The organism is Nonomuraea sp. NPDC050153 (genome assembly GCF_044460125.1).
Lineage (GTDB): Bacteria > Actinomycetota > Actinomycetes > Streptosporangiales > Streptosporangiaceae > Nonomuraea.
The window spans coordinates 77712-103529 of the sequence record NZ_JBITJQ010000037.1; the positions used below are offsets into that span (position 1 = coordinate 77712).

The 25818-nt window shown below is 70.0% G+C and carries 29 protein-coding genes and 2 pseudogenes; 17 read left to right on the plus strand and 14 right to left on the minus strand.

The window, feature by feature from the left end; genetic code table 11:
• Window positions 1–10 precede the first annotated feature (10 nt).
• From ACIBQ1_RS51320 to ACIBQ1_RS51340, 5 genes are all read left to right on the plus strand, one after another.
• The gene (locus tag ACIBQ1_RS51320; protein ID WP_397289474.1) at window positions 11–865 is read left to right on the plus strand and encodes a tetratricopeptide repeat protein; all 855 of its coding nucleotides are present in this window, start codon (window positions 11–13) and stop codon (window positions 863–865) included.
• Window positions 866–1002: 137 nt separating this feature from the next.
• Window positions 1003–3414: an FAD-dependent oxidoreductase gene (locus ACIBQ1_RS51325; protein ID WP_397289476.1), complete on the plus strand. Its 2412-nt coding sequence runs from the start codon at window positions 1003–1005 to the stop codon at window positions 3412–3414.
• 59 nt (window positions 3415–3473) lie between these two features.
• Entirely contained in the window at window positions 3474–4583 is a 1110-nt protein-coding gene (locus ACIBQ1_RS51330) for a cytochrome P450 (protein WP_397289478.1), read from the plus strand.
• A gap of 365 nt (window positions 4584–4948) precedes the next feature.
• On the plus strand, window positions 4949–5290 hold the full coding sequence (locus ACIBQ1_RS51335) for a hypothetical protein (protein ID WP_397289480.1): 342 nt from the start codon (window positions 4949–4951) through the stop codon (window positions 5288–5290).
• A gap of 113 nt (window positions 5291–5403) precedes the next feature.
• Window positions 5404–5688: a pentapeptide repeat-containing protein gene (locus ACIBQ1_RS51340; RefSeq protein WP_397289482.1), complete on the plus strand. Its 285-nt coding sequence runs from the start codon at window positions 5404–5406 to the stop codon at window positions 5686–5688.
• Window positions 5689–5899: 211 nt separating this feature from the next.
• Here ACIBQ1_RS51340 and ACIBQ1_RS51345 read toward each other — a convergent pair.
• The 4 genes and pseudogenes from ACIBQ1_RS51345 to ACIBQ1_RS51360 all read right to left on the minus strand — a co-directional run.
• Window positions 5900–6265: pseudogene (locus ACIBQ1_RS51345) on the minus strand (FAD-dependent monooxygenase); the annotation flags it as partial.
• Window positions 6262–7512, minus strand: a complete 1251-nt coding sequence (locus ACIBQ1_RS51350) for an FAD-dependent oxidoreductase (protein WP_397289484.1) — start codon at window positions 7510–7512, stop codon at window positions 6262–6264. The gene ACIBQ1_RS51350 and the pseudogene ACIBQ1_RS51345, both read right to left, overlap by 4 nt.
• On the minus strand, window positions 7509–7889 hold the full coding sequence (locus ACIBQ1_RS51355; protein WP_397289486.1) for a hypothetical protein: 381 nt from the start codon (window positions 7887–7889) through the stop codon (window positions 7509–7511). The genes ACIBQ1_RS51350 and ACIBQ1_RS51355 overlap by 4 nt, the downstream gene beginning before the upstream one ends.
• On the minus strand, window positions 7886–8527 hold the full coding sequence (locus ACIBQ1_RS51360) for a sulfotransferase family protein (RefSeq protein WP_397289488.1): 642 nt from the start codon (window positions 8525–8527) through the stop codon (window positions 7886–7888). Before ACIBQ1_RS51360 ends, ACIBQ1_RS51355 begins: the two co-directional genes overlap by 4 nt.
• Before the next feature lie 91 nt (window positions 8528–8618).
• On the opposite strand from ACIBQ1_RS51360, the gene ACIBQ1_RS51365 reads away from it, so the two are divergent.
• Window positions 8619–9395, plus strand: a complete 777-nt coding sequence (locus ACIBQ1_RS51365; protein ID WP_379573343.1) for a TetR/AcrR family transcriptional regulator — start codon at window positions 8619–8621, stop codon at window positions 9393–9395.
• 209 nt (window positions 9396–9604) lie between these two features.
• On the opposite strand, the gene ACIBQ1_RS51370 is transcribed toward ACIBQ1_RS51365, so the two are convergent.
• The 6 genes from ACIBQ1_RS51370 to ACIBQ1_RS51395 all read right to left on the minus strand — a co-directional run bounded on the left by ACIBQ1_RS51370 (window position 9605) and on the right by ACIBQ1_RS51395 (window position 14061).
• A complete protein-coding gene (locus ACIBQ1_RS51370) occupies window positions 9605–10399 on the minus strand; it encodes a hypothetical protein (RefSeq protein WP_397289490.1) in 795 nt (264 codons plus the stop codon).
• 222 nt (window positions 10400–10621) lie between these two features.
• Window positions 10622–11170, minus strand: coding sequence for a hypothetical protein (locus ACIBQ1_RS51375; RefSeq protein WP_397289491.1), 549 nt, complete (start codon window positions 11168–11170; stop codon window positions 10622–10624).
• Between the two features lie 123 nt (window positions 11171–11293).
• Window positions 11294–11545: a type II toxin-antitoxin system Phd/YefM family antitoxin gene (locus ACIBQ1_RS51380; protein ID WP_397289493.1), complete on the minus strand. Its 252-nt coding sequence runs from the start codon at window positions 11543–11545 to the stop codon at window positions 11294–11296.
• A 327-nt stretch (window positions 11546–11872) separates the two neighbouring features.
• On the minus strand, window positions 11873–12166 hold the full coding sequence (locus ACIBQ1_RS51385; RefSeq protein ID WP_059130497.1) for a DUF1330 domain-containing protein: 294 nt from the start codon (window positions 12164–12166) through the stop codon (window positions 11873–11875).
• A gap of 33 nt (window positions 12167–12199) precedes the next feature.
• Window positions 12200–13633 carry an MFS transporter gene (locus ACIBQ1_RS51390; RefSeq protein WP_397289495.1) on the minus strand — a complete coding sequence of 478 codons (1434 nt, stop codon included), beginning with the start codon at window positions 13631–13633 and terminating at the stop codon, window positions 12200–12202.
• Window positions 13630–14061 carry a MarR family winged helix-turn-helix transcriptional regulator gene (locus ACIBQ1_RS51395; protein WP_397289497.1) on the minus strand — a complete coding sequence of 144 codons (432 nt, stop codon included), beginning with the start codon at window positions 14059–14061 and terminating at the stop codon, window positions 13630–13632. The genes ACIBQ1_RS51390 and ACIBQ1_RS51395 overlap by 4 nt, the downstream gene beginning before the upstream one ends.
• A 162-nt stretch (window positions 14062–14223) precedes the next feature.
• Between ACIBQ1_RS51395 and ACIBQ1_RS51400 the strand changes: the two genes are divergently transcribed.
• The 6 genes from ACIBQ1_RS51400 to ACIBQ1_RS51425 all read left to right on the plus strand — a co-directional run bounded on the left by ACIBQ1_RS51400 (window position 14224) and on the right by ACIBQ1_RS51425 (window position 19203).
• Window positions 14224–14796, plus strand: coding sequence for an ArsR/SmtB family transcription factor (locus ACIBQ1_RS51400; protein ID WP_397289499.1), 573 nt, complete (start codon window positions 14224–14226; stop codon window positions 14794–14796).
• A 354-nt stretch (window positions 14797–15150) separates the two neighbouring features.
• On the plus strand, window positions 15151–15789 hold the full coding sequence (locus tag ACIBQ1_RS51405; protein ID WP_397289501.1) for an NAD(P)-dependent oxidoreductase: 639 nt from the start codon (window positions 15151–15153) through the stop codon (window positions 15787–15789).
• Between the two features lie 81 nt (window positions 15790–15870).
• On the plus strand, window positions 15871–16326 hold the full coding sequence (locus tag ACIBQ1_RS51410; RefSeq protein ID WP_397289503.1) for a MarR family winged helix-turn-helix transcriptional regulator: 456 nt from the start codon (window positions 15871–15873) through the stop codon (window positions 16324–16326).
• The gene (locus tag ACIBQ1_RS51415; RefSeq protein WP_397289505.1) at window positions 16323–17162 is read left to right on the plus strand and encodes an ABC transporter ATP-binding protein; all 840 of its coding nucleotides are present in this window, start codon (window positions 16323–16325) and stop codon (window positions 17160–17162) included. The genes ACIBQ1_RS51410 and ACIBQ1_RS51415 overlap by 4 nt, the downstream gene beginning before the upstream one ends.
• A complete protein-coding gene (locus ACIBQ1_RS51420; protein WP_397289507.1) occupies window positions 17122–17982 on the plus strand; it encodes an ABC transporter permease in 861 nt (286 codons plus the stop codon). The genes ACIBQ1_RS51415 and ACIBQ1_RS51420 overlap by 41 nt, the downstream gene beginning before the upstream one ends.
• A 132-nt stretch (window positions 17983–18114) precedes the next feature.
• Window positions 18115–19203: a VWA domain-containing protein gene (locus ACIBQ1_RS51425; protein WP_397289509.1), complete on the plus strand. Its 1089-nt coding sequence runs from the start codon at window positions 18115–18117 to the stop codon at window positions 19201–19203.
• Between the two features lie 302 nt (window positions 19204–19505).
• Here the strand turns inward: ACIBQ1_RS51425 and ACIBQ1_RS51430 are convergent, their stop codons facing one another.
• Entirely contained in the window at window positions 19506–20069 is a 564-nt protein-coding gene (locus ACIBQ1_RS51430; RefSeq protein ID WP_397289511.1) for an alpha-ketoglutarate-dependent dioxygenase AlkB, read from the minus strand.
• A gap of 73 nt (window positions 20070–20142) precedes the next feature.
• The gene (locus tag ACIBQ1_RS51435) at window positions 20143–20391 is read right to left on the minus strand and encodes a winged helix-turn-helix transcriptional regulator (RefSeq protein ID WP_397289513.1); all 249 of its coding nucleotides are present in this window, start codon (window positions 20389–20391) and stop codon (window positions 20143–20145) included.
• 54 nt (window positions 20392–20445) lie between these two features.
• Between ACIBQ1_RS51435 and ACIBQ1_RS51440 the strand changes: the two genes are divergently transcribed.
• Together ACIBQ1_RS51440 and ACIBQ1_RS51445 are read left to right on the plus strand one after the other, a co-directional pair.
• Entirely contained in the window at window positions 20446–20676 is a 231-nt protein-coding gene (locus tag ACIBQ1_RS51440) for a hypothetical protein (protein WP_397289515.1), read from the plus strand.
• A 204-nt stretch (window positions 20677–20880) separates the two neighbouring features.
• On the plus strand, window positions 20881–21948 hold the full coding sequence (locus ACIBQ1_RS51445; protein WP_397289517.1) for a hypothetical protein: 1068 nt from the start codon (window positions 20881–20883) through the stop codon (window positions 21946–21948).
• A gap of 330 nt (window positions 21949–22278) precedes the next feature.
• Here ACIBQ1_RS51445 and ACIBQ1_RS51450 read toward each other — a convergent pair whose 3' ends face one another.
• Window positions 22279–22410, minus strand: coding sequence for a TetR-like C-terminal domain-containing protein (locus tag ACIBQ1_RS51450; RefSeq protein WP_397289519.1), 132 nt, complete (start codon window positions 22408–22410; stop codon window positions 22279–22281).
• 10 nt (window positions 22411–22420) lie between these two features.
• Here ACIBQ1_RS51450 and ACIBQ1_RS51455 point away from each other — a divergent pair, with 10 nt between their 5' ends.
• Window positions 22421–23320 carry a hypothetical protein gene (locus ACIBQ1_RS51455; RefSeq protein ID WP_397289521.1) on the plus strand — a complete coding sequence of 300 codons (900 nt, stop codon included), beginning with the start codon at window positions 22421–22423 and terminating at the stop codon, window positions 23318–23320.
• 165 nt (window positions 23321–23485) lie between these two features.
• Window positions 23486–23689, plus strand: a complete 204-nt coding sequence (locus ACIBQ1_RS51460; RefSeq protein WP_397289523.1) for a hypothetical protein — start codon at window positions 23486–23488, stop codon at window positions 23687–23689.
• Between the two features lie 125 nt (window positions 23690–23814).
• Here the strand turns inward: ACIBQ1_RS51460 and ACIBQ1_RS51465 are convergent.
• A pseudogene (locus ACIBQ1_RS51465) lies at window positions 23815–24312 on the minus strand (DJ-1/PfpI family protein); the annotation flags it as partial.
• A 55-nt stretch (window positions 24313–24367) separates the two neighbouring features.
• On the opposite strand from ACIBQ1_RS51465, the gene ACIBQ1_RS51470 reads away from it, so the two are divergent.
• Window positions 24368–25705 carry a PLP-dependent aminotransferase family protein gene (locus ACIBQ1_RS51470; protein WP_397289525.1) on the plus strand — a complete coding sequence of 446 codons (1338 nt, stop codon included), beginning with the start codon at window positions 24368–24370 and terminating at the stop codon, window positions 25703–25705.
• Window positions 25706–25818 lie beyond the last annotated feature (113 nt).

Genomic DNA, 25818 nt, shown 5'->3' on the forward strand with positions numbered 1-25818 from the left:
CCTGCGCCTATTGCGTGGGCTCCCGGCCGGTGACTACCTGCCCGCCCACGATGGCGACGCCTATCCGGTCGGTACGGCAGAGGCGATCTTGCTGTCGGTCACCCAGGCCGAGGCCGCCCTGCCCTTCGCCGGGCAACTACTGCCGGTCCTTGCGGTGCTGTCCCCGGCCGGCATCCCGCTGGCGGTCTTCGGCGACACTGACGGCGACCCGGTACGCCTCCGGAAGATGCTCGCCGACCTGGCCGACACCAGCCTGATCACCTTCACCGAAGACGGCAGCACGATCGTGATGCACCGCCTGGTGCAGCGCGTGCTGCGCGAACGCGCCGCCCGCCAAGGCGACCTCGACGCCGCCATCGACCAGGCCATCGACCTGCTCAGCGCCTTCAACGCCACCCTGCCCGACGGTGCCCAAACCTGGGCCGCACGCGCCGCGGTCGAGACGCTCATCGACCAGACCGACACCCTCTACCGGCACCTCTCCAGCGATGATGACCTCCCGGCCGACCTGCTGACACTGCGCGCCTGGTGCGGCCAATACCTGATAGATCTGGCCGATCTCAGCCGGGCTGTCCCACTATTGGAGGTCACACTGGCCGACTTCGAGCGGGTCCTGGGCACCAACCACCCCCACACCCTGGGCTCCCGCCACAACCTCGCCGACGCCTACGAGTCGGTGGGAGACCTGAGGCGGGCCATCCCCTTGTACAAGGCCACCCTCGCCGATCGGGAGCGGGTGCTGGACGGCGACCACCCCGACACCCTGAACTCCCGCGACAACCTCGCCCGCTCAATCCGTGCCGAGCGCGCGACCAGACGATCACCGGCCGGATGGCGAGCCGTTCCGTTTCGATCACGGTCATGACTCAGAAGGCGGCGCGTGCGTTGCCGAGAACGAAACTGTCACTGTAAGTAATTGACCGAATACATAAGGTGATGTTTCTGTGGAAGTCGCGCAAGCACCTGTTAGTGGCAGTGAGCAGGCAAAGGGAGGGGCTCGCCATGGGGCCGAGGAATGCCACCGCCGACGTTGCCGTGATCGGGACAGGGATCACCGGGTTGTCCATCGCGTGGGCGGTAGCCCGGCTGGGCATGCGGGTTTTGCTGGTAGGCCCGCATTCCCACGCGGGTAAGGCTTCTGTCGCGGCCGGTGCGATGCTGGCGCCGTTCAGCGAGACACCCGCCGGGGACCATCCCGCGTCGGCGCCTGCCGAGGTCGCTCACCGGGCGGCCGCACGGGCCCGCTACGACGACTGGCTACCGCGGCTGCGGGCGGCGAGTGGCCACAGCGTCACATTGGTCGACGGGCTGTGGCTGGTGGCCACCGCGCACGGAGCCGGGGACCTGGAAGCGCTGGAGGTGGCCGCGAGGGCAGCGCGCGACCACGGCGGTTGCGCGGAGCCACATCCGCCGTCACAGGTCCCCGGGCTGGCTCCCGCACGCACGTGCCCGGCGCACGCGGCACTGTGGCTCGCGGGCGAGGCATCGATCGACAGCGGTGAGCTGATGGGCGCCCTGACCTGCCTACTCCTGTCGCACGAGCTGGTGTGGTGGGCCGACACCACCACGGTGGCGTTGGCGGAAGGCAGTACGGGCGGCGACGGTCCGGTGGTGATCCGGTGCGCCGATAATGAGCGGTACCAGGCCGAGCGGATCGTCCTGGCCGCCGGCAGCGCCACCGGCGCACTGGCCGACGCCTTGCCCGATCTTGATCTGCGTCTGCCGCCGATTCTGGCGGGCAAGGGCGTCAGCCTGGTTGTGCGTGACACCGGCTTCGCGCTGCCCACCACAGTGCGCACGCCAGTGCGCCGCTTCGCCTGCGGCGCCCATCTCGTACCGCGCGCGGGCGGCGCCGCCTACCTGGGCGCCACCAATCGGCTCACACCGCCGGGCGAGACGTCGATCGACCCGGCGCTCGAAGAGATCATCACCGTGGTCCAGAGCGTCGGGGACGAACTCAACACAGGCGTCTACCACCGCGAGCTGACCGGCGTCAGCGTCGGGCACCGCCCCTACACCGTGGACCATCTGCCGCTGGTGGGACCCACCGGTGATCCGCGCGTGCTGGCGGCCACCGCCGCCTACCGCAATGGGGTGCTGCTGGCCCCGTACATCGCCGAGCTGATTGCCGGTCACCTCAGCGGCGAACACCCGCTGGACGGGCATCCCTGGCGTCCGACCCGGACGATCGCCGCGCCCTCACTGCAAGAGGCGCTGCACGACCGGTTGCCGACGCTTATCGACGTGCTGCTGCCGGCCGAGGGGGTCACCGCGCCCTGGCATCAGGACCTGCAGGCGCTGCTGGACGTGGCCGCGCGTCACCTCATCGGATCTCCCGATGACCCACGATGGCGGTCGCTGCACCGGTTGTGGAATCAGGCACCCGTCATCGAAGCATTGCCGGTCCTGCTACGCGCCGTCCGCGACATACCCCCGGCGGGACCGGCCACAACGCCTGCACCCCCGTCGGTATCAACAAAGGAGGACGCACTCGTGCCCGCTGCGCGAACGGAAACCGTACCCGCCGCCGCCCGCCCCCGCTGGCAGCGCCACCGAAACACCCCCTTCGGCGTGACACTGTCGGCCGACGGCACGGCCGATCTGGCCGAGCTGCCTCCCCAATGGCTGAAGCACCTGCTGCTCGCCGAACACCTGATCCTGCTCCGCGGATTCACCGGAGCGGAAACCTGCGACCAGTTCGAGGACTTCGCCTGCGCCCTGGGAGAGCCCGTGATCTGGGCAGACCGGCCGGCCATGTCGGTCGTGGCCAAGACAGAGCCGGACGATCACGTCAACGACACCGGCTTCATGCCCATCCACTGGGACGGCATGTACAAGCCCGACACCCCCGACATCCAGGTGTTCCAATGCCTGCGGGCCGTCGACACCGCCCAGTCCGGCGGCGCGACCCTGTTCAGCGACACCACCGAGGTCATCGCCGATACCGCCCCCGACACCCTGGCCCGGTGGAAGACGCTCACCTTCCGGTACCAGCGCCCCCTGGCCGAGGACATGATCAGCCGGACGTGCCCGCTGGTCGTCGACCATCCGCACACCGGCCAGCTCACCCTGCGCTTCACCGAACCCGTGCCCGAGGGCACCAGCATCCTCAATCCGCCGCACATCACCCTGGAAACGGCCCCGGAAGGATGCGACCCCGCCGCCATCATGCGCCAACTGCGCGACGCCCTCTACGATCCCCGGCACATGTACGCCCACCGCTGGCAAGTCGGCGACATCATCCTGGCCGACAACCGGGCCCTCCTGCACACGCGCGAGCCCTACCCGCCCGGCACCGACCGGCACCTGCTCCGCGTCCACATCAAGATCGCAAAAACGAGCGGACCGGACGACACCCCGCCCGCCCGCACGGGGCGGCCGCCCCGGCTACGTGTCGACAGCGCAGGCATGTGATGACGCACCCGCACCATAAGATTTCCCGAAACCGCAGCCGCGGATCGACACGATGGGACGTGACCGGATACGCGTGCAGCGAGGCGCTCCTCAGCAGCCCCCACCTCAGCTCCGACATGGACGCGTGGGCACCGCCCGGACGGCTGAGCAGGTCCTGGATCGAGGAAGACCTGCGCCCCAAGCTGAGCCGGCAGATGCTCTTCCTCGACCCTCCCTGTCACACCCGGCAACGGCGGCTCGTCGCACCCCACCTGACCGTCCGGCGCACTCGTACTCTGCGGCCCAGCATCCGGCAGACCGCCGATCGGCTCCTGCACGCCATAGGAGCCGGCGCCAGCGGCACCGCGGAACTGCTGGAAGACTTCGCCTACCCCCTGGCGATCACCACGCTGTGCCAGACGGCCGGCTTCCCCGACAGCTTCCGGCGAAGCTACCAGCACCGACGCCTGTTCACCGCAGGGATCCTCGCCGTGCCCGAAGGCGCGGCGAGCCGCGCCCTCAACGCCGCCAACCACCGAGCGATGCTGGCCCTATTCGAGCAGGTCATCCAGAGCAAACGCCGGCAACCTCAAGACGACCTGCTCACCCGGCTGATCGAGTCCGAAGACCAGGACGGCGGCTTGAGTCACGACGAGCTCACCTCCATGCTCGCCCAGCTGGTGATCGCCGGAGTGGAACCCGTCGCTCGCTTCATCGCCCACGCCGCTGTCGTATTGCTCGATCACCCCGACCAACTCGCCGACCTGCGCGACCACCCCGCGCTGGTGCCCACCGCGACTGACGAACTGCTGCGCTTCATATCCCCCAACGGGCTGGCCGCACCCCGCTTCGTCGCCGGCCCCACCAACCTGTGCGGCACAGCCCTTGCCGCCCACGACGAAGTCTGCGTCGTGCTGTACGAGGCCAACCGCGACCCACTGCGATTCACCGACCCGCACCAGCTCGACCTGCGCCGTGACCAAGGCCCGCATCTGGCCTTCGGCAAGGGCATCCATCACTGCCCCGGAGCGGCCCTGGCCCACCTCCAAGGACAAATCGCCCTCACTACCCTGCTGGAGAACCTGCCCGACCTGTCCCTGGCCGTCCCCAGGCACGCCATCAACATGCAAGAGCACCTTCCCAACTTCAGAGGCCCCGCAGCCGTACCGATCTCATGGAAGAGAGGTTAGGAAGCCGTCAGGAGTGCGGGCCATGCACCTACGGCATCAGCGGTGCATCGCCAACTGCTCGTCGGTCGCCGCGTGCACCACCGTCGCCTGCCCTCCTTCCGGCGTGGCGGCCGTCTCGAGAGCGGGCGGCGCGTCTATGGGGGCTTCGTCCCAGCGAGTGGCACCGTCGCTCACCGTGACCTGCGGCGACGCCGCTCGTTTGGGTCGTGCGGCGCGATTCTTACCGGCAGGCCTGCAAGGCCTGGGACTCCCACGGCTACGGCGGGCCGCCACGCTTGTTCACGCTTGCGAGAATCAACCGCCCAGGTAACGCCAAGTGTCTCGACTAGATAGGCAGCCTGGAGTCGTAAGACTACGGTCGGTGTATGGACGGCTGGGTGTTTGCGCTGTGGGGGCTGGGCGGCGGCCCATATCTGGTCTCGGTGCTGGGCCGCGTGGCGGCCAGCGCGGTGATGGCCGGGGCCGCCAGCGCGTCGGTCAATGGGATGACGCCCCGTATCGCCCTGGCGCTGGGGGCGGTCGCGCCGCTCATCCTGGAAAAGCTCAGCCAGCAGATCCCCGTGCACGCGGACCTGCCCATGGCCGCCCCTGCGGCCGCGTCCCCGCCCGTCGCTGCCGGAGCTCCGGCGCTCCTTCAAGACCCGCCCTCACGCTCAGAACGTCTTTCGGGGCAAACCGAGGTCACCGGCCCTGGAGGAGGGGCGTGATGGTACGCGCTGGTTCTCTGACGGGCCGGATCGTCAGCGCCTTCGCCCGGACGTCACCCGCCTTCCGCCCGTCCGGGGACAACCGGGCTGGACGGGGGTTCCGGCAGGCTTGGATGCGCCTGGCTCGGGCCTTCGCGCGCTCCCTCCGCAGCTCCCCGTGGGGCATTTCAGATCTGACCGGCGCGAACCTGCCCGGCGTGCGCCTGGTTCGCGCGGATTTGACGGGCGCGGACCTGACCCGCGCGAATCTGGGCGGCGCACACCTGGCCGGTGTGGTCTGGAGTGAGCGGACCCGGTGGCCCACGGCCGCGTGGGAGGAACGTATGCCAACGGCCTCCGAACTGTTGCCGGACGGGCGGCTGCGGTCCGCGCGGGGGGCGCCTCGGGCAGCGCCCTGAGCCTCGTCTGACCCCCTGAAATCTGGGGCTCCGGGCCGCTTGCGGGAATGGGATGTTCTCGCTGGCTCCCGATCAGTAGAGCGGCGCTCCGACAAGGACGCAGGGGACCAGAGGTTGAGTGGCGGCTCGCCAAAGGTGTGGGAGTTCCGGGCCGTATCAGGCCGGTGACGGCGGTGTTCATCCGCAAGGTGAAGGTCGGCTCGCCGGCCGCCGCGGCGGCCAGGAAGTTGAGCAGGTCCCACCGCGGGATCATCGCGATGTAGCTGTACGGCGCGGGCAGACCGGCGAAGTCGCTGAGTGTGATCCGGCTGCCGTCCGGGAGCGGCGCCTGCAGATCGCCCAACCGGCTCTGCGGCAGTCGGCGGAACTCTTTGCCCAGGCCGAGCTCGTCCATCAGCCGGACGGTCGAGGCGTGCACGGTGTCCCCGCGGAAGTCGCGCAGGAAGTCGCCGTGTTTCTCCAGGACGGTGACGGAGATGCCGGCGCGGGCCAGGATCAGGCTCAGCATCATGCCCGCGGGCCCGCCGCCGGCCACGACCACATCCGTCGTCATGGTGAACTCCTTTCGTTCGATCATGGGCTTTTCCGTTCCGGGCGGGCGAACGCGGGAGCGTGCTCAGGGCGGGGCCCGAAGCCGACGAAGCGGGCGGGGATCTTGCGGAACCCGGGAATCACGCGGCTGAGGAAGAGCATGGACTTCGGCGGCCCGGAGCGTTTGCCCGCGAACTGCTTCTCGAACATGACCCGCTGCAACAGCCGCTGACCGTTCTGCACGATCACGGTGGGCCGGTACCTGCGCCGTTGCACGGCCGCGAGATCCGCGAGGGTGACGGCGTGCCGGCGTAACGGCCCGGCCAGGATGGTGCCGGCGGCGACCGCGTCCTGGATGGCCAGGTTGATGCCCACCCCGCCGGCCGGGGACATGGCGTGCGCGGCGTCGCCGATGAGCAGCAGCCCGTCGAGGTACCAGCGGTCGAGCCTGTTCAGCCGGACGTCGAGCACGTGCACGTCGTCCATGCTCGCCAGCCCGCTCACCCGGTCGGCGAAGTCCGGGCGCAGGTGGGCGATGCGCTCGCGGAAGCGCTTGATCCCCTCGGCCCGCAGCCGCGCGTCGGAGCCCTTGGCGGTGAAGTACGCCACCTGGTAGTAGTCGTCGCGGGCCAGCGAGATCAGCGCCTCGGGGCCCCGCGCGACCGGTGTCACGGCGGCGGGCGCCTCTCGCTCGCCGGCCGGCCTGGGCAGGCGGAACCACCAGACGTCGAACGGCACGCGGAACTCCTTGGGCACCAGGCCCGCATCGCGGCGCAGCGTGGAGTGCCTGCCGTCGCAGGCGATGGTCAGCTCGGCGCGGATGCGCCCGTCGCGGCCGTCCGCCGTGCGGTACCGGACCCCGGTGATCTTCTCGCCGTCGCGCAGCAGTGCGGTCGCCTCGGTGTTCATGCGCAGGGTGAAGCCGGGCTCCTCGCCGGCCGCCTTGGCGAGGAAGGACAGCAGGTCCCACTGCGGCACCATCGCGATGTAGTTGTACGGCTCCGGCAGCGCCTCGAAGTCGCCCAAGGTCACCATGCTCCCGTCGGGCGAGGGGAGTGACAGGTTGCCCAGGCGGCTCTGCGGCAGGGCGCGAAAGCCGTCGCCGAGGCCGAGCTCGTCCATGAGCCGGACGGTGGCGGGGTGCACGGTGTCGCCGCGGAAGTCGCGCAGGAAGTCGCCGTGTTTCTCCAGGACGGTGACCTCGATGCCGGCGCGGGCCAGGATCAGGCCCAGCATCATGCCGGCCGGGCCGCCGCCGCACACCAAGACGCCGGTGCTCTCATTGACTGTCATGACCGTTCCTTCCGGAGAAGTCCGTACTGGCTGAACAGGGCGATGACCACCAGGCGCAGGGCCACGTTGGCCCAGATCGCGGGGTCGGCCGCGGCGCGGGCGAACGCGTACGCCTCGACCGCGGCGGTGCAGGCGTGGAACACGATCATGGTCCACGTGAGGAGACGTGCCGCCTCGGGGTCCCGCAGGCTTCTGCCGGCTAACGACAGGAACGCCACGGCCAGTTCGGCGGCCCCCAGGAGGTAGCACACGAGGTAGGCATCCGGCGTGACGCGCACGCCGACCGCGCCGGGGATCAGGCCGGGCGCGGCGATGAGCACCACACCCGCCGCGAAAGTGACCACGGCGTGGAGGGTGAGCAGGACGCGGAGGTTCACCTCGGTTCCCGCAGGCGGGTGAGGGCGGCTTGCCGGTCGTTGAGGCGCGGGTAGGGCTCGTCCGGTACGGGCACGCCGAGGAAGTCGCACAACGCCCCCCAGCCCTGACCGGCCTCGTAGATCAGGACGCGGTCTGCGGGGAGCGCCCCGGTGACGTCGGCGGTATGCCGCCGGAACATCTCCACGGCGTGACTCTCCTCAGGCATCGGGTCGGCCGGCGTCGTGCCGAAGGTGTCGCGCCAGATGTGGTCCAGCAGCGGTCGCATCCCGGTGACCACGGGCTGGAATTCGGCAGGCGCCGTGCCGGGGTCGTGCAGCAGCGCGAAGACGGTGTCGCGGAGGCTGGCGTACCAGGCGTGAGGGTCGCGCACGGTGAGGATGACCTTGGCGTCGGGGTAGGCCTGCGCGAGCGGGCGCCAGAAGTGGGCGCTCGGCCAGTCCACCGCGGCCCGGTAGCCCCGCAGCACGCCGGTCCAGTCGACGGGCCCGTTCAGGGTCTGGCTCCACTGCTGCGCCTGCTCGGGATGGGCGGCGATGTCCTGCATGTGGTGGCAGGGAGCGAAGCCGAGCCGCTCCAGCGCCGCCTTCAAGGACGTGGTGCCGGTACGGGGCAGGCCCGCGCCGATCACATCGATCATGGTTGCTCCTTGGAAATTCACCATTCGATGAAACTCGATTGGAGACGATACACAGGTGAGGTTCAAATGGGAAGCAGTACCATTGGACGCCGTGGACAAAGCTCTGGTGGATGCCGCGCTGGCGGCCGCCGCGCAGCTCGGCAAGGACGTGGCCGAAGTGCCGCTGAGTGCGATCGCCGCAGCGGCGGGCATCTCCCGCAGCACCCTGCTGAGGAGGCTAGGCGGCTCCCGGACGCTGCTGGACGAGGCGGTCCGGCAGACCGGCGTCGATCCCGGCGGACGGCCGCCGGTCCGCGAGCGGGCGATCGAGGCGGCGGCCGTGCTGATCACGCGCGACGGGCTCGGCGCGGTCACGATGGACGCCGTCGCGGCGGCCGCGCAGTGCTCGCCGACCAGCCTGCATGCCATCTTCGGCGGCCGCGACGGCCTGCTGGCCGCCATGTTCGACCGCTACGTGCCGGTGCCCAGCCTGGAGATGCTGGCCGCCGGCTCTCCGCACTCGATCGAGGAGACCGTCCACGCCGTCTACGGCGCGCTGGTCGAGGCGTTCTCACGGGAGCCGCGAGTGCTGCCGGCCATCTTCGGCGACCTGTTCAGCCGCCCCGACGGCACGGCGGCCCGGATGCTGAAGGCCAACCTGCCGAGGATGTTCGCCAGCCTCGGCACCCTGCTGACCTCACAGATCCAGGCCGGCCGGCTGCGGCCGATACCGCTGCCGCTGCTCATTCAGCTCATGGTCGGCCCGCTGGCCGGGCACATGCTGCTCCGCCCCGCGCTGCGGGAGGCGCTGGGCGACGACGTGCTGCCGCCGGTGGAGGAGGTCTCACGGACCTTCGCCGAGGCGTTCCTCCGCGCCGCCGCCCGCTGACGCAGGACCCGCTCAACTTGGCCCGGATGAACGCCGCATCCCCTGATTCCGTCACCGGGCGAGAATCGCCTGCTCAAGACCCACCGTCAGCAGATGTGGCAGTAACCCCGGTTCGCCGTACCGCTACTACTGACAGGCCAAAAGCAGCGTGGACCCGCACCTTCAGCGGCTTCCCGAGGACCCGACCGTTCGCCGGCTGCACGAACGCTTCAGCAACGCCGTACGGGAAGTGGGAATCGCGCTGGAAGAACTGAAGCACCCGCCCGCCACGCCAGCCAGCGTCTGACACGCGCCGCGGGAGGGGCGGACCTTACAGACCGGACAGGTGACCGCGCCGACCACCGCGCCGACCACCGCGCCGACCACCGCGGCGGCCGGCCTTGGTCGCCGAGTAGGTCGTCCATCCTGCGCTGCATTTCCGGTGAGGGCCTCCGGCCGTAGACGGGGGCGACGCCCAGGTCGAAGGAGTGGCTGCCGGGATGCCCGTCGAACAACTGACACGGCTCGGGATCGTCGGCAAGGTCGTCGGCGAGAACGCCGACGGACCGGCAGGGCGCGAGGTCGACCAGCTCCCGCACGCCCTCGGCCCAGCGGATCCACGTGTCGCGTTTGCCGTACGACTGAGCCAGCGCCATGTGCGGACCCGGGTGGCCGGGCGCCAGCTCGCACGCATAGGTGGCGCTGCGGCCGTGTGCCGCGGCCTTGTCAGCCGTCAAGCGGGCCCACTCGGTGTCGGCGAGCACGTTGTAGTGCGGGCACTCCTCGTGGCCGGCCTCGCGTTGCAGGCCGATGGTCAGTGCGCGGGCCAGCGCGCTCGCGGTGAAGGCGCGCATGATCGCGTCGTTGACGAGCTCGGCGTCGTCGGCGCCCAGGTCGACCGCGCCGAGCTGGTCGGCCAGCAGGTCGACGTGGGTGGCGAAGCGGTGGCAGGCGCTGAGCAGCGCGGTCACCGGGTCGACGTCGTCGTCGCGGGGCGGGTCGGTTGCCGCGTTCTGGCGTGTCACGCCCGTGACGGTAGCCGTGTGTGGTTTCTCAATTGATCTGTCGAGACCTGTCGTCGCTGACCTGCGCCTCGCCAGTTGTGTCCGGGACAGTGCCTAGGCTTTCCTTCCCAGCGGAAGTGGCGGATTTCGGAGTGGCGGCCCGGCCGGACTATACCCAGGGGAACCGGTGGAGGTGTTCCGGACGTCTTCGTTCGCTGCCGCACTGGCCCTACGTCCAGGCGGCTACATGCCGACCGCCTTATATGCGTGAAGGACGATGGCGGCCCTGGCTCTCACCCGCTCCTCGGAGTCGTGCGCCTGGATCTCTTCGAGCAACAGCCTGAACTCCGGCCATTCGATGTAGACGATGGACGAGATGGCGATGTCCCGAACTCGGTATTCGTCGTGTTCACGGGCAGCCTTGGCGAAGGTAGCGAAGAATTCCTGGTCGAACTCGCGCGGCGCACCGAACCCGGCCCGTACCAGGGACTGGGCGAGGTGGCGCGGATCCTCGTCGTCCTGAATCGCTGCCAGCAGCTCGGCGAAGCTCTCGATTTCGTCCCCCAGGTCGTCATCCATTTGCCGAATGACCCGCTCGGCGAGCTCGGAATCCTTGCCGACGGCGACGATGCAGCAGTCGTTGGAGATGTGACTTTCCAGGTAGCCGAGCACCGCTTCCCGCGTCACCCCCCAATTCACCTCGCGTCCCTTGCCTCGGTCGAAGTTCCGGTCGGCTTCGTACACGACCGGCCAGCCGTACGACTGAGCCAACTCATTGATTTCGTCGGCCATCGGGGAGTGCCGCAGTACTCGCCGTCGTGTCCGGTAGACCATGTCCTGTCCCTTGCTTCGTTCCGCCGCGGCCATGTCCTCAACGCCCGTAAATGCCGTCCATCTTCGTCTTCGCCCTGCTGATCACAGGCTCGGAGGCACCCGCTTGGTCGCCGGCAGTCGCTCGCCCAAGGCCTTCGCCTGCGCGCGCCGCTCACGCTCGGCTTCCTGCTCGGCGAGGTGGCGCTGCCACACCTCGGCGGCCTCGACCGGCAGCAGCGCGGCCTCGTTGCGGCCCGGGCCGCGCCGGGTCAGCACGACCGGGTCGCCGCCGCCGGCCGCTTCGATGAGTTCGGCCAGGCGGGCGCGGGCGTCCCGGATCCCGATCTTCTTCATGATCCGCATTGTGTACACAACCCGGCGCGGGCCGGACGGGAACCCACAGACCGCCTGGGGCTCCCGCTGGACTGGAGTCCTGGTCATATCCGACCGGAAATTCCCGCTACCGGTTGTCTCCACAGGCCAGCAGCTTCCGAGAAGAACGTGTTCCCGGAAGCTCTCGGGACGGACACTTCCGAGAACACGGTCCAGAGAGCGACGTACGGCCAGCTCAGCGCTTCCGAGAACAGAGACCGGACCACACCCGGCCGGATATGACCAGCACCCGGGCCCAGTGCACGTACTCGATGGTGGATCTTCAGTGAAGGTCCGACTGGACCTCGGTCAGTCGATGCCTTCGACGATGCGGAAGTCGCGCTCGACGCCGTCGGAGAGGGCGACCAGCGCCTCCTGGTAGGCCGCACTCTCGTGCGCCGCGACGGCCTGCTCGAAGCTGTCGAACTCGATCAGGACGGTGCGCTCGGCGATTCCGGCGTCATGCGCCACGACCCGACTGCCACGGGCGAGGATCCGACCGCCCCCGGCCTCGACGGCCGGACCGGCCAGCTTGTTGTAAGCAGCCAGCTTCTCAGGGTCTGAAATGGTGCGGTAGGCGCTGACCCAGTAGCCCTTAGGCATGGAACCTCCAGTGTTGGGATGAGTGCATCTGACTTACGGGTTGGTCTCGGGCGAGCGGCGGCGGACGAGAGCGAGGCTTGTCAGCGTCGTGATCGCCATGGCGCCGATACCGACCAGCGCCGCGGTGGTGTAGGCGCTGTCGTCGGGGAAGAGGTGGCCGGGGCCGGTGCCCGCGGCGAGGATCAGGCCGCCGATGGCGCTGCCCAGGGAGTACCCGACGCTGCGGACGACGTAGTTGAAGCTCATGGCGCTCGACGTCTCGCTCTTGGGGGTGACGGCCAGGATGACGCCGGGCATCGCGGCCGAGAAGCCGCCGACGCCGAAGCCGAGCACGCCCATCGCGGCGAACAGTTCGGCCAGGTCCGACCGGGCCGCCGCGAACAGGGCGAACCCGCCGCCGATCACGACGGCGCTGCCGGCCAGGAGCAGGGGGTCGGCGATCCGCGTCCGGACCCGCGGCGTGAGCTTGCCGGCGACGAACCCCAGCGCCGAGAACGGGATGAGGACCAGCCCGGCGATGAAGGTCGTCAGCCCGAAGCCGTAGCCGGCGCCGTGCGGCGTCTGCGCGTACCGGGTGATGAGCGTGAGCAGGAGGTACATGCCGATCCCGCCGACGAACATGGCGAGGTTCGCCCCGGCGACCGCCGGGTGCCGCACCGCCCGCACATCGACCAGGGGCGTCGTGCTGCGCAGCTCGATGACGGCCCAGACGCAGAGCAGCACCACCGCGACGACGGCGAGGCCCGCCGCCACGGCGAGGTGCTGGCTCCACAGATTCCGTTCGCCGGCGAGGAACAGCACCAGGAGCAGCGCAGCGGCCAGGACGACCGCGCCTGCCACGTCCACGTGGGCGGAGCGGCCTTCGGGGGCTTCGGGCATGGAGCGCCACGCGGTCAGGAGGGCGGCGGCGGTGACGACCAGGCCGAGGCCGTAGGCGGCCCGTACCCCGCCGAGCTCGGCGAGCAGTGCGGCCAGCGGGTAGCCGACGCCGGCCCCGATGATCGAGACCACCGAGATCAGGGCGATCACGGCCGCGCTGCGCTCCTCGGGGAGGTGGTCCCGGGCCACGCCCATCATCAGCGCCGTCAGCCCGAGCCCGACGCCCTGGGCCGCCCTGCCGGCCAGCAGCCACGCGAACGGCAGCGGCAGCACGGTGAGCGCGCTGCCGGCGACGACGACCGCCAGCGTGGCGAGGATCGTGGCCCGCCGGTGCGGGCCGGCTCCGAGCCGGCCCAGGACCGGCGTGGCGACGGCGCCGCTGAGCAGCGCGACGGTCAGCGTCCACTGCGCGCTGCCGAGCGAGACGTGGAACGAGGTCGCCACGCTGGTGATGAGCGGCGTCCCGAGGCTGGCGACCGCCGCCACGACCAGAGCGATGAACATCAGGGCGGGGACCAGCAGCCGCGCCTCGGAACGCGCCACCGGGAACGCCTTCACCGCGACCCCGCCGACCGGCTGCCCGGTCACTGCTTCGGCCCTTCGCGGTCCTGGCTTTCGAGCTCTGCCAGATGCTTCAGCGCCGGAAGGGCCGCCATCAGCGCCTCGACCTCGTCGGCGGTGAGCTCGCCGATCAACCGCTCGAACGCGTGGACGCCCGCCTGGCGCCGCGTCCGGACATAGGAGGCGCCGGCCTCGGTCAGGCACACCAGCGTGACCCGCTTGTCGGACGCGTCGCCCCGCCGCTCGACCAGGCCGGACTCCTCCATCACCCGGACCAGGACGGTCATCGCGGGCTGGGTGACGCCCTCGACCGCGGCCAGATCGGTGATGCGCCGCGGGCCGGTCCGGTCCAGGGTGGCCAGGGTGGCGGCGGACGTCAGGCTCATGTCCCGGGGCAGGCGTCTCGCGGCCCTGGTGGCCAGGCCGTAGAGGGCTGCCCCGATGGCGGCGCGCACCCGAGCCAGGGATCCGCCGCTCCCCGCAACCACAGCGAATCGCTGGGGGGCGCAACGAACGCACATTCGCCGCGGGGAACCGGTATTTCACCAAAGGCGTTGCCCTACCCGCCCCAGACCCCTACGCTATTTCGTAATTATGGAATCACGTAGGAGAGTGTGATGAGCGAGGACAAACTCGCCGAACTCGAGCGCCGGATCGCCCGCCTGGAGAATCGGGCCGACACTGTTGCCCCACCGCGACGCCTCCCAGGGGCACCATCGCTCACCGCAGCAGCCACCAGCATGCTCCGCCAGGCAAAGGAGGAGGACAAGCTTGGGACGGTGGGTTACGTCGGAGCCGCCCGGTTGGCCGGCGGCGAGAGCCTCTGGGACAGGCAGCTTGCTCTCGCCGAGTTGCTTTCGGCCGATTGGGCGCCAGTGGCCGCCATCCTGGAGTCCCTGGGCAGCCAGCCGCGGCTGGCGCTGCTCGCCGCGCTCGTACGACAGGGTCGGCGTACCAGCACCGATCTCCAAGAGTCCCTCGGCGGAGACGGCGAGCAGACCACGAGCGGCCAGCTCTATCACCACCTGCGCGCGTTGCAGAGCGCCAGGCTGATCACACAACGGAGGCGCGGCGAGTACGAGTTGGCACCTCAGGCCATGATTCAGGTCCTCACCATCCTCGCCGCCGCGTTCGACCTGGCCAACGACCCCCCGCTCGGTCCACCTACCGATCTCCCCAACCTGGAATGACCAAGCAGGTGCGCAGGCTCGGTTCTCGGAAGCGCTGGGCTGGGGGTCAGCCTGGACATGTCCAATACCGGCCATGAGGTTGATCTTGGACACGGCCCCCGGGGGGATCTTCGTAGCTTGGGGCGAAAATCCAACAGATATGCCGCGGGCCTGCCTTGGCGGGCAGGGCTCGGGTCTGGCCCATCAGCCTGAGACCTCTACATAAGTGCAGGTGAGAGGCATATCCGTTGGATCCTGCGCCATTGCTACCGAGACCCCCGAGGTGGGCACGGTGTTCGCCTGATCCGTCACCGCGAGCGGCCGCCTTGCGAGGTAGGGTGAGTGAACACTCACCAACCTAGAGAGGCGCGACTGATGAAACTCGCGGTTTTCGGCGCGACCGGCGGCATCGGCCTGCAGCTCCTGCGCCAGGCCCTCGATCGGGGCCACGAGGTCGCCGCCGCCGTGCGCGACGCGTCCCGGCTGCCCGCCGAGCTGCGCGGGCGGCTGGACGTCGTCGAGGCCGACGTGATGGACCCCGACGCCATCCTCCCGGTGGTCAAGGGCTGCGGGGCCGTGCTGTCCGCGCTGGGCGCGCGCGACCGCGGCCCCAGCACCGTCCACACCGCCAGCACCAGCTCGATCATCCAGGCCATGACCCGGGCGCGGGTCCGCCGCATGCTGCTGGTCAGCGCCAGCGGCCTGGTCGCCGACGCGGGCGACGGCTTTCTCATCCGGTACGTGCTCAAGCCGCTCTTCGTGCAACCCCTGCTCCGCCACTCCTACACCGACCTGGCTCGGGCCGAGGAGATGCTGCGCGCCAGCGCCCTGGACTGGACGATCGTGCGCCCCTCCCGCCTGCTGGACGCCGAGCGCCCCGGCCGCTACCGCACCGCACGGGACCTCAACGTCAGGAGAGGGCTGAGCACCACCCGCGCCGACGTGGCCCACTGCATGCTCGGCCTCATCGACGACCCGTCGTCGATCGGCCACGCCGTCTCGCTCGCCTCCTAGACGCATGTAGGTCTGATTCTCCCGAGACATGCTGAGCTGGGCACTTCACATTAGCTCGTGAACAGAGCTAATGTTTTGTATATGGGTGCGACGGAACTCCCCGACGCCCTCGTGGGCGTCCTGACCGGTATCCAGCGGCTCGTCCGGCGCAGGCTGCGCCGGGGGCTGACCGGGCCGCGGCTGCGCGGTGCCCAGGTCGAGCTGCTGCGACTGGTCGCCGCCCACCCCGGCATCGGGGTCTCGGCGGCGGCCAAAGAGCTGTACCTGGCAGGAAACTCGGTGTCCACGCTGGTCAACCAGCTCACGACCGCCGGGCTGCTGCGCCGCGAGACCAGCGACGACGACCGCCGTACCGCCCGGCTGCTGACCACCCCGGAGGCCGAGGCGCGGCTGCGCGCCTGGGAGGAGCGGCGCGTGGCACTCGTCCGCGAGCAGGTGGCGCGGCTCAGCGAGGAGGACCGGGCCGCGCTGAGCGCCGCGCTCCCGGCACTGCGCAGGCTCGCCGAGGGCCTGCAGGAGGAGGTGGGGACGGTATGAGGGACGACACGCCGACGACGGGTGACGCGGTCACCTGCACCGGCCTGCGCTACTCGTTCGGCCAGACCAGGGCCGTCGACGGCGTCGATCTGACGGTCGCCGCCGGAGAGGTGTTCGGGCTGCTCGGCCCCAACGGGGCGGGCAAGACCACCGCCATCCGGTGCGTGACCACGCTGCTGCCCGTCCCGTCCGGGATGGTGCGGGTCTTCGGGCACGACGCGGCCACCGAGAAGATGGCGGTGCGCCGCCTGCTCGGCTACGTGCCCCAACAGCTGTCGGCGGACGCGAGCCTCACCGGCCGTGAGAACGTCTCCCTGTTCGCCCGCGTGTTCGACGTCCCACGGCGTGAGCGCGCGGCCCGGGTCGGCCAGGCGCTGGAGGCGGTCGGGCTCGCCGAGGCCGCCGACCGGATGGCCGGCACCTACTCCGGTGGCATGGTACGCCGCCTCGAACTCGCCCAGGCCCTGGTCAGCGCGCCACGCCTGCTCATGCTGGACGAGCCGACGATCGGGCTCGATCCCATCGCCCGCACGAGCGTGTGGGAGCACATCATGGCGGTGCGCGCCGCCACCGGGATGACCGTCCTGGTCACCACCCACTACATGGACGAGGCCGACCAGTACTGCGACCGGGTCGCGCTCATGCACAAGGGGCGCGTACGGGCTCTCGGCACGCCGGAGCGGCTCATCGCCGACCTGCGCGACCGCCGCGCCGACGGCTCGGCCCCCACGCTGGAGGACGTCTTCCGCGACGTCGCCGGCAGCGGCCTCGACGAAGGAGGAGGAGAGTTCCGCGATGTCCGCCGTACCCGCAACACCGCCTCCCGTGTCGGCTGACGGCACCGGCACGGCCGGCCTCGACCTGCTGCTCGTGCCGCCGCGCGCCCGTACCGGGTGGCGCGTGCTGCCCGCCCGGATCACCGCGATGTGCGTGGTGGAGCTGCAGAAGCTGCGCCACGATCGCACCGAGCTCTACACCCGCGCGATCCAGCCCGCCCTGTGGCTGCTGATCTTCGGTCAGACGTTCACCCGCATCAGGCTGATCCCGAGCGACGGCATCCCGTACCTGGACTATCTGGCGCCGGGGATCATCGCCCAGTCCACGATGTTCATCGCCATCTTCTACGGCATCCAGATCATCTGGGAACGCGACTCGGGGGTCCTGACCAAGCTCCTGGTCACGCCGACCCCGCGGGCCGCGCTGGTCACCGGCAAGGCGTTCGCCGCCGGGGTGAAGGCGATGATCCAGGCGGTGGTCGTGATGCTCATCGCCGCGCTCCTGGGCGTGAGCATGACCTGGGACCCGCTGCGCCTGGCCGGCGTGATCGTGGCCGTGCTCCTCGGCTCGGCGTTCTTCTCCTGCCTGTCGGTGACGATCGCCGGGATCGTCCTGACCCGCGATCGGCTGATGGGCATCGGGCAGGCGATCACCATGCCGCTGTTCTTCGCGTCCAACGCCCTCTACCCGACCGCGGTCATGCCGGACTGGCTGCGGTACGTCAGCGCGGTCAATCCGCTCAGCTACCAGGTCGACGCGCTGCGCGGACTGCTGCTCGGCATCCCCGCGAACCTGCCGCTGGACTTCGCGGTGCTGTTCGCGGCCACGGCGATCGGCATCACGGCGGCGTCCGGGCTGCTGGGCCGGCTGGCGCGGTGACGCGGCGGCGTCACCTGGCCGGCGACGAGCGATCGGCGACTGCGGGACGCCTGAGATCACATGTCGGGCACGGCCTGGTCACCGTGTGATCCGGCGTCGAACGCCTGCGCCGGTCCTTCCGTCAGTAGGGTCATGACACGTCACCGTGTACTTCTCGCCGCTCTGCCGCTGACCACCCTGCTCCTGACCGCCTGCGGCGGAGCGGACATGAGCACCGCCGGCGCGTCCGCCCCGAACTCCGAAGCTCGCAGGCAGTCGGGGTTACGCGCCGGCAGCGTCGACGACAACGCGGCCTTCACCGCCTACCTGGACTACAGGAAGAAGTTCGCCGACGCCGACCAGCAGGTGCACGATACCGATGTCACCGGGCGCAGGATCGTGACCGTGACGGACCAGGGCGGCCGGCCGCTGTTCGGGGCGACCGTACAGGCCGGCGACCAGCAGGCGCGCACCTACGCCGACGGACGCGCGCTGGTCTTCGGCGACGGCCGGATCACCGTCTCGTACGGCGGAGCCACCGCCACGGCCACCGGCGACGCGCCCAAGGTCAAGCTGCCGGTCACCCGGCCGGAAGGCCGCGCCCGGCTGCAGGTGCTGTTCCTCATCGACACGACCGGCTCGATGGGCGACGAGATCGGCCGCCTGACGGCCGGCGTCGACTCGGTCGCCGCCCGCATCGCCAAGCTGCCGGCGGGGCCCCAGCTGGAGCTCGGCATGACGCTCTACCGCGACAAGGGCGACGACTACGTCACCAGGACCACCGACTTCACCGCCGACGTGGGAACGTTCCGCGCGCAGCTCGCCGAGGTGCGGGCCGCGGGCGGCGGTGACACCCCCGAGGACCTGAACGCGGCGCTCGCCGAGGCGCTGGCCAAGCCGTCCTGGCGCCAGGAGGCCGTCAAGCTGGTCTTCCTCGTCGCCGACGCCCCGCCGCACCTCGACTACGACGGGCCGGACTACCTGACCGAGGCCCGCCGGGCCGCCGAGCGCGGCATCAAGATCGAGCCGATCGCCTCATCGGGCCTCGACGACCAGGGCGAGTACATCTACCGCCAGCTCGCCCAGCTCACCATGGGCCGCTTCACCTTCCTCACCTACGGCGCCGACGGCGTCTCACCGGGCGACAAGACCGAGCATCACGTCTCGGAGTACGCCGTGCTGGCGCTGGACGACCTGGTGGTCAAGCTGGTCACCGATGAGCTGCGGCCGCTGTCCGGCTGATCTCGCGTAGATCTACACATCTGAGCTGACCGTCCCGCCCGGCGCTTCAGCCGCGGACCCGGGCGAGAACCGAGGTCCGAGCCGGCCGAACCGCTCGACGGCCGCGGCCGCCGCAGTGCCGGGCACCATCGTCATCCCGGCCCGCTACGACGGGTGGACGCACTTCTCCGGGGGAGGGACGGGCGGAGGTGGAGACGGCGTTCGACGAAGCCGGCCTCTCGTCGCTGCCGCGCCTGGCCGACCACGGGCCCTGCCGGCGCCGCGCGGCCGAGCTCTCCCGGCGGCGGTGGTGGCGGCTGCCGTCAAGGCGTGGGGCCGGTGATGGTGCGGAAGGTCACGGACACCCGCCATCCGCGCGGTACGCGGCCCGCGGCGCTGGGGTCGCTCTTTCGCGCGGCGATGCTGTGACGCCAGGTGTATCGGGCGGGTCCCGTCATCACGCACAGGCTGCCGGGGGCCAGAGGAACCGCCACCCTGGTGCCGTTCTCGGGGTGCGTGAAGTCCATGACGCAGGCCGAGCCCAGGGAGATCGCGGCGACGACCGGGCCGAAGCAGGGCACGCAGTCGACGTGCGGGCTGATGCCCTGCCCCGGCTGGTATTCGTTGACGACGACCTGGTCTGCTTCCGTCTCCATGTGTCCTTCGCCGACCAGGCTTGTGGCGTGCTGCCCGGCCCAGGCCGGAATGGGCGGTGCCGGGGTCTGGGAGTTTCTCGCCACGCTTCGGCGGCCGTAGTCGTAGCGGTGGCCGTAGTGCTGCACTCGTCGTCGCAGCTCGGCCGACCATGGGGCGGCGTCGATGGAGGAGAGCAACGTCGCGCAGGCGTCAGGGCTCAGCCAGTCGGGGAGGTAGCGCAATCCCGGCACCGCTTCATGGTGAGGTGCCGACGGCAGTTGAGTGAAGGAGGCGGGCATGATCAAACGGTATCGGCCCGAACTCTCAAGCGGGTGCGACCGGCTCCTTGGCGCGCTCGTCGTACGCCTTCCTGGCGGCGATCACCGTGTCCGCGTGCTCGCCCGCCCACTCGTCGATCGCCCGCAGGATGCCGATGGCGCTACGGCCCAGGCCGGTCAGCTCGTAGTCGGCGCGGGGCGGGATCGTCGGACAAACGGTGCGGTCGATCTGGAAGCTGCCGTTCCGGGCCTCGGCGGGCGTCTCGACCGGAGCCGGATCGCCGCGGCCGGACACTCCTTCGGCGGCCAGACGGCGGGCAATCTGCTGGGCCTGCGCGTCCTTGATCTGGTGAGCGGGCAGGAAGCGGACCTGTCCGACGCTCGGGTCAAGGCAGGCGTGCTGCTTGCCACGGCCGGCAAGGGCGGAGCCGACCTGACGCCGTTCGCGGCCGAGCACTTCCCGTTCATGAACCCGAGCTTCGCGAACATGACCACGCCGGCCCTCGTGGTCGCCGGGGATCACGACGGCTCCCCGCTGACCGTCAGGGGCCGGACCGGCTCGCCGACCCGTACTTCCTGAGCCCCGGCGACCAGAGCCTGCTCACTCTGTACGGGGCCGAACACTCACTTGGCGGAATCCCCGGCTACGAGGTCAAGGAGACGACGGACGACAACCAGGCTCTGTCGGGAAGCGCCGCCCGATGGGCCGGATCGAATCCAAGTGAAGCGCCCGGCGCTGGCTATTCTTGATCTCGCCCCCGAACCCGAACCTCGGAGATGAGAGTTGACGACCGCAGAACCTCGCCGAGTCGGCCCGTTCGAAGCCGTGGAGTGCCTGTTCAGGCTGTGGTTGCCGGAATGGCGGCTGGCGCTGCACGGAGGCAGGGCCCCCGAGGAGGAGTGGACCTCCGCGCCTTCCCCGGCCGAGGTGACCGAGTACGGGGCGTTCCCGGAAACGTTCGACGGCCCCGATGGGCGGCGCCACCCGCTGGCCGTCGACCTGTTCGACATCCTTGACCCGGACGAGACGTCCGACGGCCCCCAATGCGCGTCCTGGGGGATGCCCTCTGAGGGTGCGGAGCAGGCGTACGAGTTCGTCATCGGAGCGTTGGAATCCGGCGGCGGCCTGACCAGGCGAGGCCGGGCGCTGGCCGGATACGCCGCCGGCTACCTCGCCGCGGACGCCACAGACCTGCTGCGGATCGCGGTCGCAGCGGAGCCGGGCGGCCCCGTACTCGACGACGAGCTGCATCTTCTGGCGCGCAGCTGGAACACCACGGGGCGGCTGTCTCTGAGTTCCGCCCCGGCCGTCCCCGATGCCCCCGTTGCGGCCGAGCACCGGATCGCCTGCGTGACAACACTTCTGGGCGAATTCCTCAGGATCAACAACACCGACGAGGTGACGTTCGCGGTGAGCTTCGGAACCCACGATGTCGACCTCGACGTCCCCGATCCCCACGACGCCTTCCGGGCAGGCTGGGCGGGAGACGGGCACTGGCTGATCGCCGAGGAGGGCGACGACGAGGACGACGACGTCCTCTGGGCGCTGGACCCGGCCTCCTTGAGGACCGCGCTGATCGACTCGGAACGGAACATCGTCCAAGCGGCCCGGGCCTCGAGCGGGCTCTGGGAGTTCGACGACACGACCCCCGAGATCCCCGGCGACGAACTCGTCTCCTGGCTGGCCCGCGACCTCTACCGGACGCTCGTCACCGAGGTCACCGGCACCTCCGCAACCCTGCTCGCCTTCGCCAAGAAGTTCCCCCTCGACGAGGTTCTGAGCGGCGAGGGGGATTCCTGCCTCCTCCTGGTCGGCCCGGAACGCACAGCCCTCATCTACGTCAGCGCCTGACGTCAGTCGGCCGGGTGAGCGAGGATCAGCACCAGCGCGTCGAGCAGCCGCTGCTGCACTGTGGACTACCGACAGCGCGTCAACCGTGTCGATCTCCGAGCGCGGTGAACTCCAAGGTCACGAGTCCCTGAGGACTGGAAGCCGTGCCCCAGCCGAGGGTGCACCCGAGTGATGTCGGTGGCAAGCTTCCCGCTTCCCGTTCGGCTCGCGCCGTTGGCTGCTCGGCGGCAGGTCGCGCGCTGGGCCGTGGGCCCCGTTCCCGATGTTCGCTGGGCGCCATCTGCAGCGTGACGGCGCTGTCCCCGCTGTCTTTCGGGACACGGCATGCGTTCAGAAGGACGGGCCGGTGACAAGGAGTGGCCAGGTCAGGGCGGCCATCTCAGCCGGGGTGCGCGGGCAGCCGCGCTCGAGCCAGTCGGTGGCCACGCCGAGGAGCGCTCCGGCGGTGAACGCGGCGGGCACGTCGTGCGGGATGTCGGCTGAGGAGACGCTGTCCGGCGCGGCGCCGGCCTTCAGGCGTACGGCGACGTGGACGGTGGCGGTGATGCGGCTGCGGATGTGGCCGATGACGCGGGGGCTGCTGGTCTACGACGTCGGCGACGGCACCCCGGAGCTGCGCGGCACGATCGACGGCGAGGAGTGGCGCATGGACTACCTGCGCGACCTTGCCCTGACCTCCGACGGCACCACCCTGTTCTCCGCGGCCGACACCCCCGATCACTTCACCAGGTACGACACCAGGACCCTGGCGGCGACCGGCACCTACGGCGACGGCTGGGACGGGTATCCGTCGGCCGTGGCGCTCGGCTCGGCCGGGGCCTACGTCGCCGCGGGACGCCAGTGGGGCAGCACCGACCTCACGCTCTACGACGCCGCGACCGGTGCGATGATGTTCGCGGCCGACCAGCCGGACGCCGAACTCCTCCTGGACGGCGTCGCGTTCTCCGGCCCGGACGTCTTCGTGCTGCTGCGGAGCTCCGCGAACCGGCTGCTGCTGTGGCGGGTGACAGGCGTCGCGCTGCCGGCATCCAATCTGACGGTGACGGCCCCGGCGCGCGCGTATGTCGGCTCGCCGGTCACCGTCGAGGGGCAGTCAGGCGTCGTCGGCACGGCCATGGAGCTGACCGGCGTGCTGACGGCGGGTGGCAAGCCGCCCTCCCCGGCAGCCACGCTCACCGTGCAGCGCAGCGTGTACGTCGACAACGTCAGCGACGGAAGCGTCCAGCTGCCGCCGGTGAGCGTGAACGCCGACGGCACGTACACGTTCACCGACACGCCCGCCATCGCCGGCAGGTACAGCTACCTCGCGTTGTGGCCAGGGGAGGCCACGGCCGGGCCGGCCAAGGCCACCCATCAGATCATGGTCGAGTGACCTGACGGCCGTGCCCGGCCATCGGGCCGGGCACGGCCGTCAGCCCTTCATCGCACCGCCGAAGTTGAACGAGCCCGCCACGATCGTCATCTGGTCAGCACGCCCGCCAACGCTGACGTACGACACGGACGACGTCGACCGAGAAGCGATGACTCCTTCGGCGACGTGCGCGCCTGGATCATCGGTCACGGACGTGCAGCGGTGGATCGGATCGCCGCCGACCCGGATGCCCTGGTCGAGCCGGCCCACGCTGTTGACTCCGTCAACGTTGGCGAGGAGCTTGGCATGATCGTCCGAGAGATGGGGGAGCGGCTGACGCGTGACTGTGGAGGCGAGTCCCGGAGCACCGGTGTGGGAGCGGGCAGGTAGGGAGTGATGTTGCGCCAGGCGCGCTCGATGTATTCCTCCTTCTCGCCGACCGGGGCGACATAGTGCAGCGCGCTTTCGGCGGCGTCGTTGCCCTGGAGTCGGGCGATGATCCAGGCGGCGAGGTAGTGCGAGGCTAGGCAGCCGCCGGCGGTGGCGATGTTGTCCTTGGCGTAGAAGGGCTGGTTGAGCACCTCGACACCGGCGGCGACGACCCAGGGCCTGGTGATCAGGTCGGTGCAGGCGGGGATGTCGTTGAGCAGGCCGAGCTTGGCCAGTACGAGCGCGCCGGAGCACTGTGCCGCGACGAGCTGGCGCGAGGGGTCCAGCCCGCGCAGGATGTTCATGATCGCCGGGTCTTCGACGACCTCGCGGGTGGCGATGCCACTGCCGACGATGACGGCGTCAGCGGCGCACGCCTCCTCAAGAGTGGACATCTGTTCGATGATCACCCCGTTCATCGACGTCACTCTGGGGCTGGGGGTGGCGATGGTGACGCGCCAGTCGTCGGTCTTGATGCGGTTGAGCACACCGAGCGCGATCAGGGAGTCGAGCTCGTTGTAGCCCTCGAAGGTGAGGATGGCGATGTGCACGGCGGCTGTCCTTCCGCGTGGGTGGGTCTTCACGTTAAGGACCCGCGAGCAGGACAGTCAAAGAATTGTCATGCGTACAATCCGGTGCATGGCAGCCTCGCGATACAAAACGCTGGTGGACGCGCTCGCATCCGACATCCGGGCCGGGCGGCTCGCCGCAGGCGTGCGGCTGCCGACACACCGCGGGCTCGCCGCCCGCGAGGGCATCGCCGTGGTGACCGCGACCCGGGTGTACGCCGAGCTCGAATCCATGGGCCTGGTGAGCCGGGAACAAGGCCGCGGTACGTTCGTGCGTGACATCGCGGTTCCCGCCGGTCACGGCATCGATCAGCAGTTCGTCGCCACGGATGCGGTCGACCTCAGCTTCAACTATCCGTCGCTGCCCGGGCAGGCTGATCTCCTTCGACAGGCCCTGCGAGAGGTGGCCACCTCTGGTGATCTCGACTCGCTGCTGCGCTACCAACCACATCGAGGGCGTCCCCAGGACAGAGCCTCGATCGCACGGCACCTGAGGCGTCGGGGAATCACCACGGACGCGGATCGGATCCTCATCGTCAACGGTGCGCAGCACGGCCTTGCCATCACCCTCATGGCCACGCTCAACGCCGGCGACGTCGTCGCGGTCGACGCACTCACCTACCCGGGTTTCAAGGTGCTCGCGCATGCCTTTCATCTCGACCTGGAGCCCATACCCGCAACCACCAACGGGCCGAATCTCGATGCCCTCGAAAAGCTGTGCGCGACCCGCCCTGTGCGCGCGATCTACACCATGCCCACCTTGCACAACCCTCTGGGCTGGGTCATGCCGGCAACCGACCGAACCCGCCTGATCAAGATCGCTCGACAGCACGGTCCGCTCATCATCGAAGACGCCTCCTACGCCTACCTGGCCGAGGACCCTCCACCGCCTCTGGCCGTAACCGCCCCCGACATCACCGTCTACGTCTCGGGACTGTCCAAGAGCATCGCCACCGGCCTCCGGGTCGGCTTCGTCGTCGCCCCGCCCTCGGCGGTGCCCTCGCTCGAACGCGCGATCCGGGCGACTACCTGGAACACCCCCGCCCTCACCACCGCGATCGCCTGCCGCTGGCTCGACGACGGCACCGTGAACCACTTGGAAGCGCAGAAACGAGACGACGCCAAGACCCGCCAAGCACTCGCCAGACAAGAGCTGGCAGGCCTACCACTGATCAGCCATCCCTCGTCCTACTTCACCTGGCTGCCGCTGCCGGACGACGCACGCGCCGATCGCCTGACCGCCACGCTCGCGCGCCAGCGCATCTCGGTAAGCACGGCCGAGCCGTTCACCACCTCGACGCACACACCACAGGCGCTCCGCCTCGCTCTGGGCTCCACCGATCTGGACAGTCTCCAGTCGACGCTGCGTACAGTGCGACGAGTCGCCATCGAGGACGCCTACGCCTGAACTCCCCTCGACCAGCCGATTCCTGCCCGCACCGACGTCTGCGTACGAAAGATCGTCGGGCGCTGGAGGCCTGAGGAAACCCGGTCGGCCGAGTTGCCGCCCACCGGTGGACC

Coding starts and splice junctions, on each gene's coding strand:
- ACIBQ1_RS51325 (WP_397289476.1), top strand. CDS start 1,003: ATGGGGCCGAGGAATGCCACCGCCGACGTTGCCGTGATCGGGACAGGG.
- ACIBQ1_RS51335 (WP_397289480.1), top strand. CDS start 4,949: ATGGACGGCTGGGTGTTTGCGCTGTGGGGGCTGGGCGGCGGCCCATAT.
- ACIBQ1_RS51340 (WP_397289482.1), top strand. CDS start 5,404: ATGCGCCTGGCTCGGGCCTTCGCGCGCTCCCTCCGCAGCTCCCCGTGG.
- ACIBQ1_RS51350 (WP_397289484.1), bottom strand. CDS start 7,512: ATGACAGTCAATGAGAGCACCGGCGTCTTGGTGTGCGGCGGCGGCCCG.
- ACIBQ1_RS51360 (WP_397289488.1), bottom strand. CDS start 8,527: ATGATCGATGTGATCGGCGCGGGCCTGCCCCGTACCGGCACCACGTCC.
- ACIBQ1_RS51375 (WP_397289491.1), bottom strand. CDS start 11,170: ATGGCCGACGAAATCAATGAGTTGGCTCAGTCGTACGGCTGGCCGGTC.
- ACIBQ1_RS51380 (WP_397289493.1), bottom strand. CDS start 11,545: ATGAAGAAGATCGGGATCCGGGACGCCCGCGCCCGCCTGGCCGAACTC.
- ACIBQ1_RS51385 (WP_059130497.1), bottom strand. CDS start 12,166: ATGCCTAAGGGCTACTGGGTCAGCGCCTACCGCACCATTTCAGACCCT.
- ACIBQ1_RS51400 (WP_397289499.1), top strand. CDS start 14,224: ATGAGCGAGGACAAACTCGCCGAACTCGAGCGCCGGATCGCCCGCCTG.
- ACIBQ1_RS51405 (WP_397289501.1), top strand. CDS start 15,151: ATGAAACTCGCGGTTTTCGGCGCGACCGGCGGCATCGGCCTGCAGCTC.
- ACIBQ1_RS51410 (WP_397289503.1), top strand. CDS start 15,871: ATGGGTGCGACGGAACTCCCCGACGCCCTCGTGGGCGTCCTGACCGGT.
- ACIBQ1_RS51415 (WP_397289505.1), top strand. CDS start 16,323: ATGAGGGACGACACGCCGACGACGGGTGACGCGGTCACCTGCACCGGC.
- ACIBQ1_RS51420 (WP_397289507.1), top strand. CDS start 17,122: ATGTCCGCCGTACCCGCAACACCGCCTCCCGTGTCGGCTGACGGCACC.
- ACIBQ1_RS51425 (WP_397289509.1), top strand. CDS start 18,115: ATGACACGTCACCGTGTACTTCTCGCCGCTCTGCCGCTGACCACCCTG.
- ACIBQ1_RS51455 (WP_397289521.1), top strand. CDS start 22,421: ATGTCGGCTGAGGAGACGCTGTCCGGCGCGGCGCCGGCCTTCAGGCGT.
- ACIBQ1_RS51470 (WP_397289525.1), top strand. CDS start 24,368: ATGGCAGCCTCGCGATACAAAACGCTGGTGGACGCGCTCGCATCCGAC.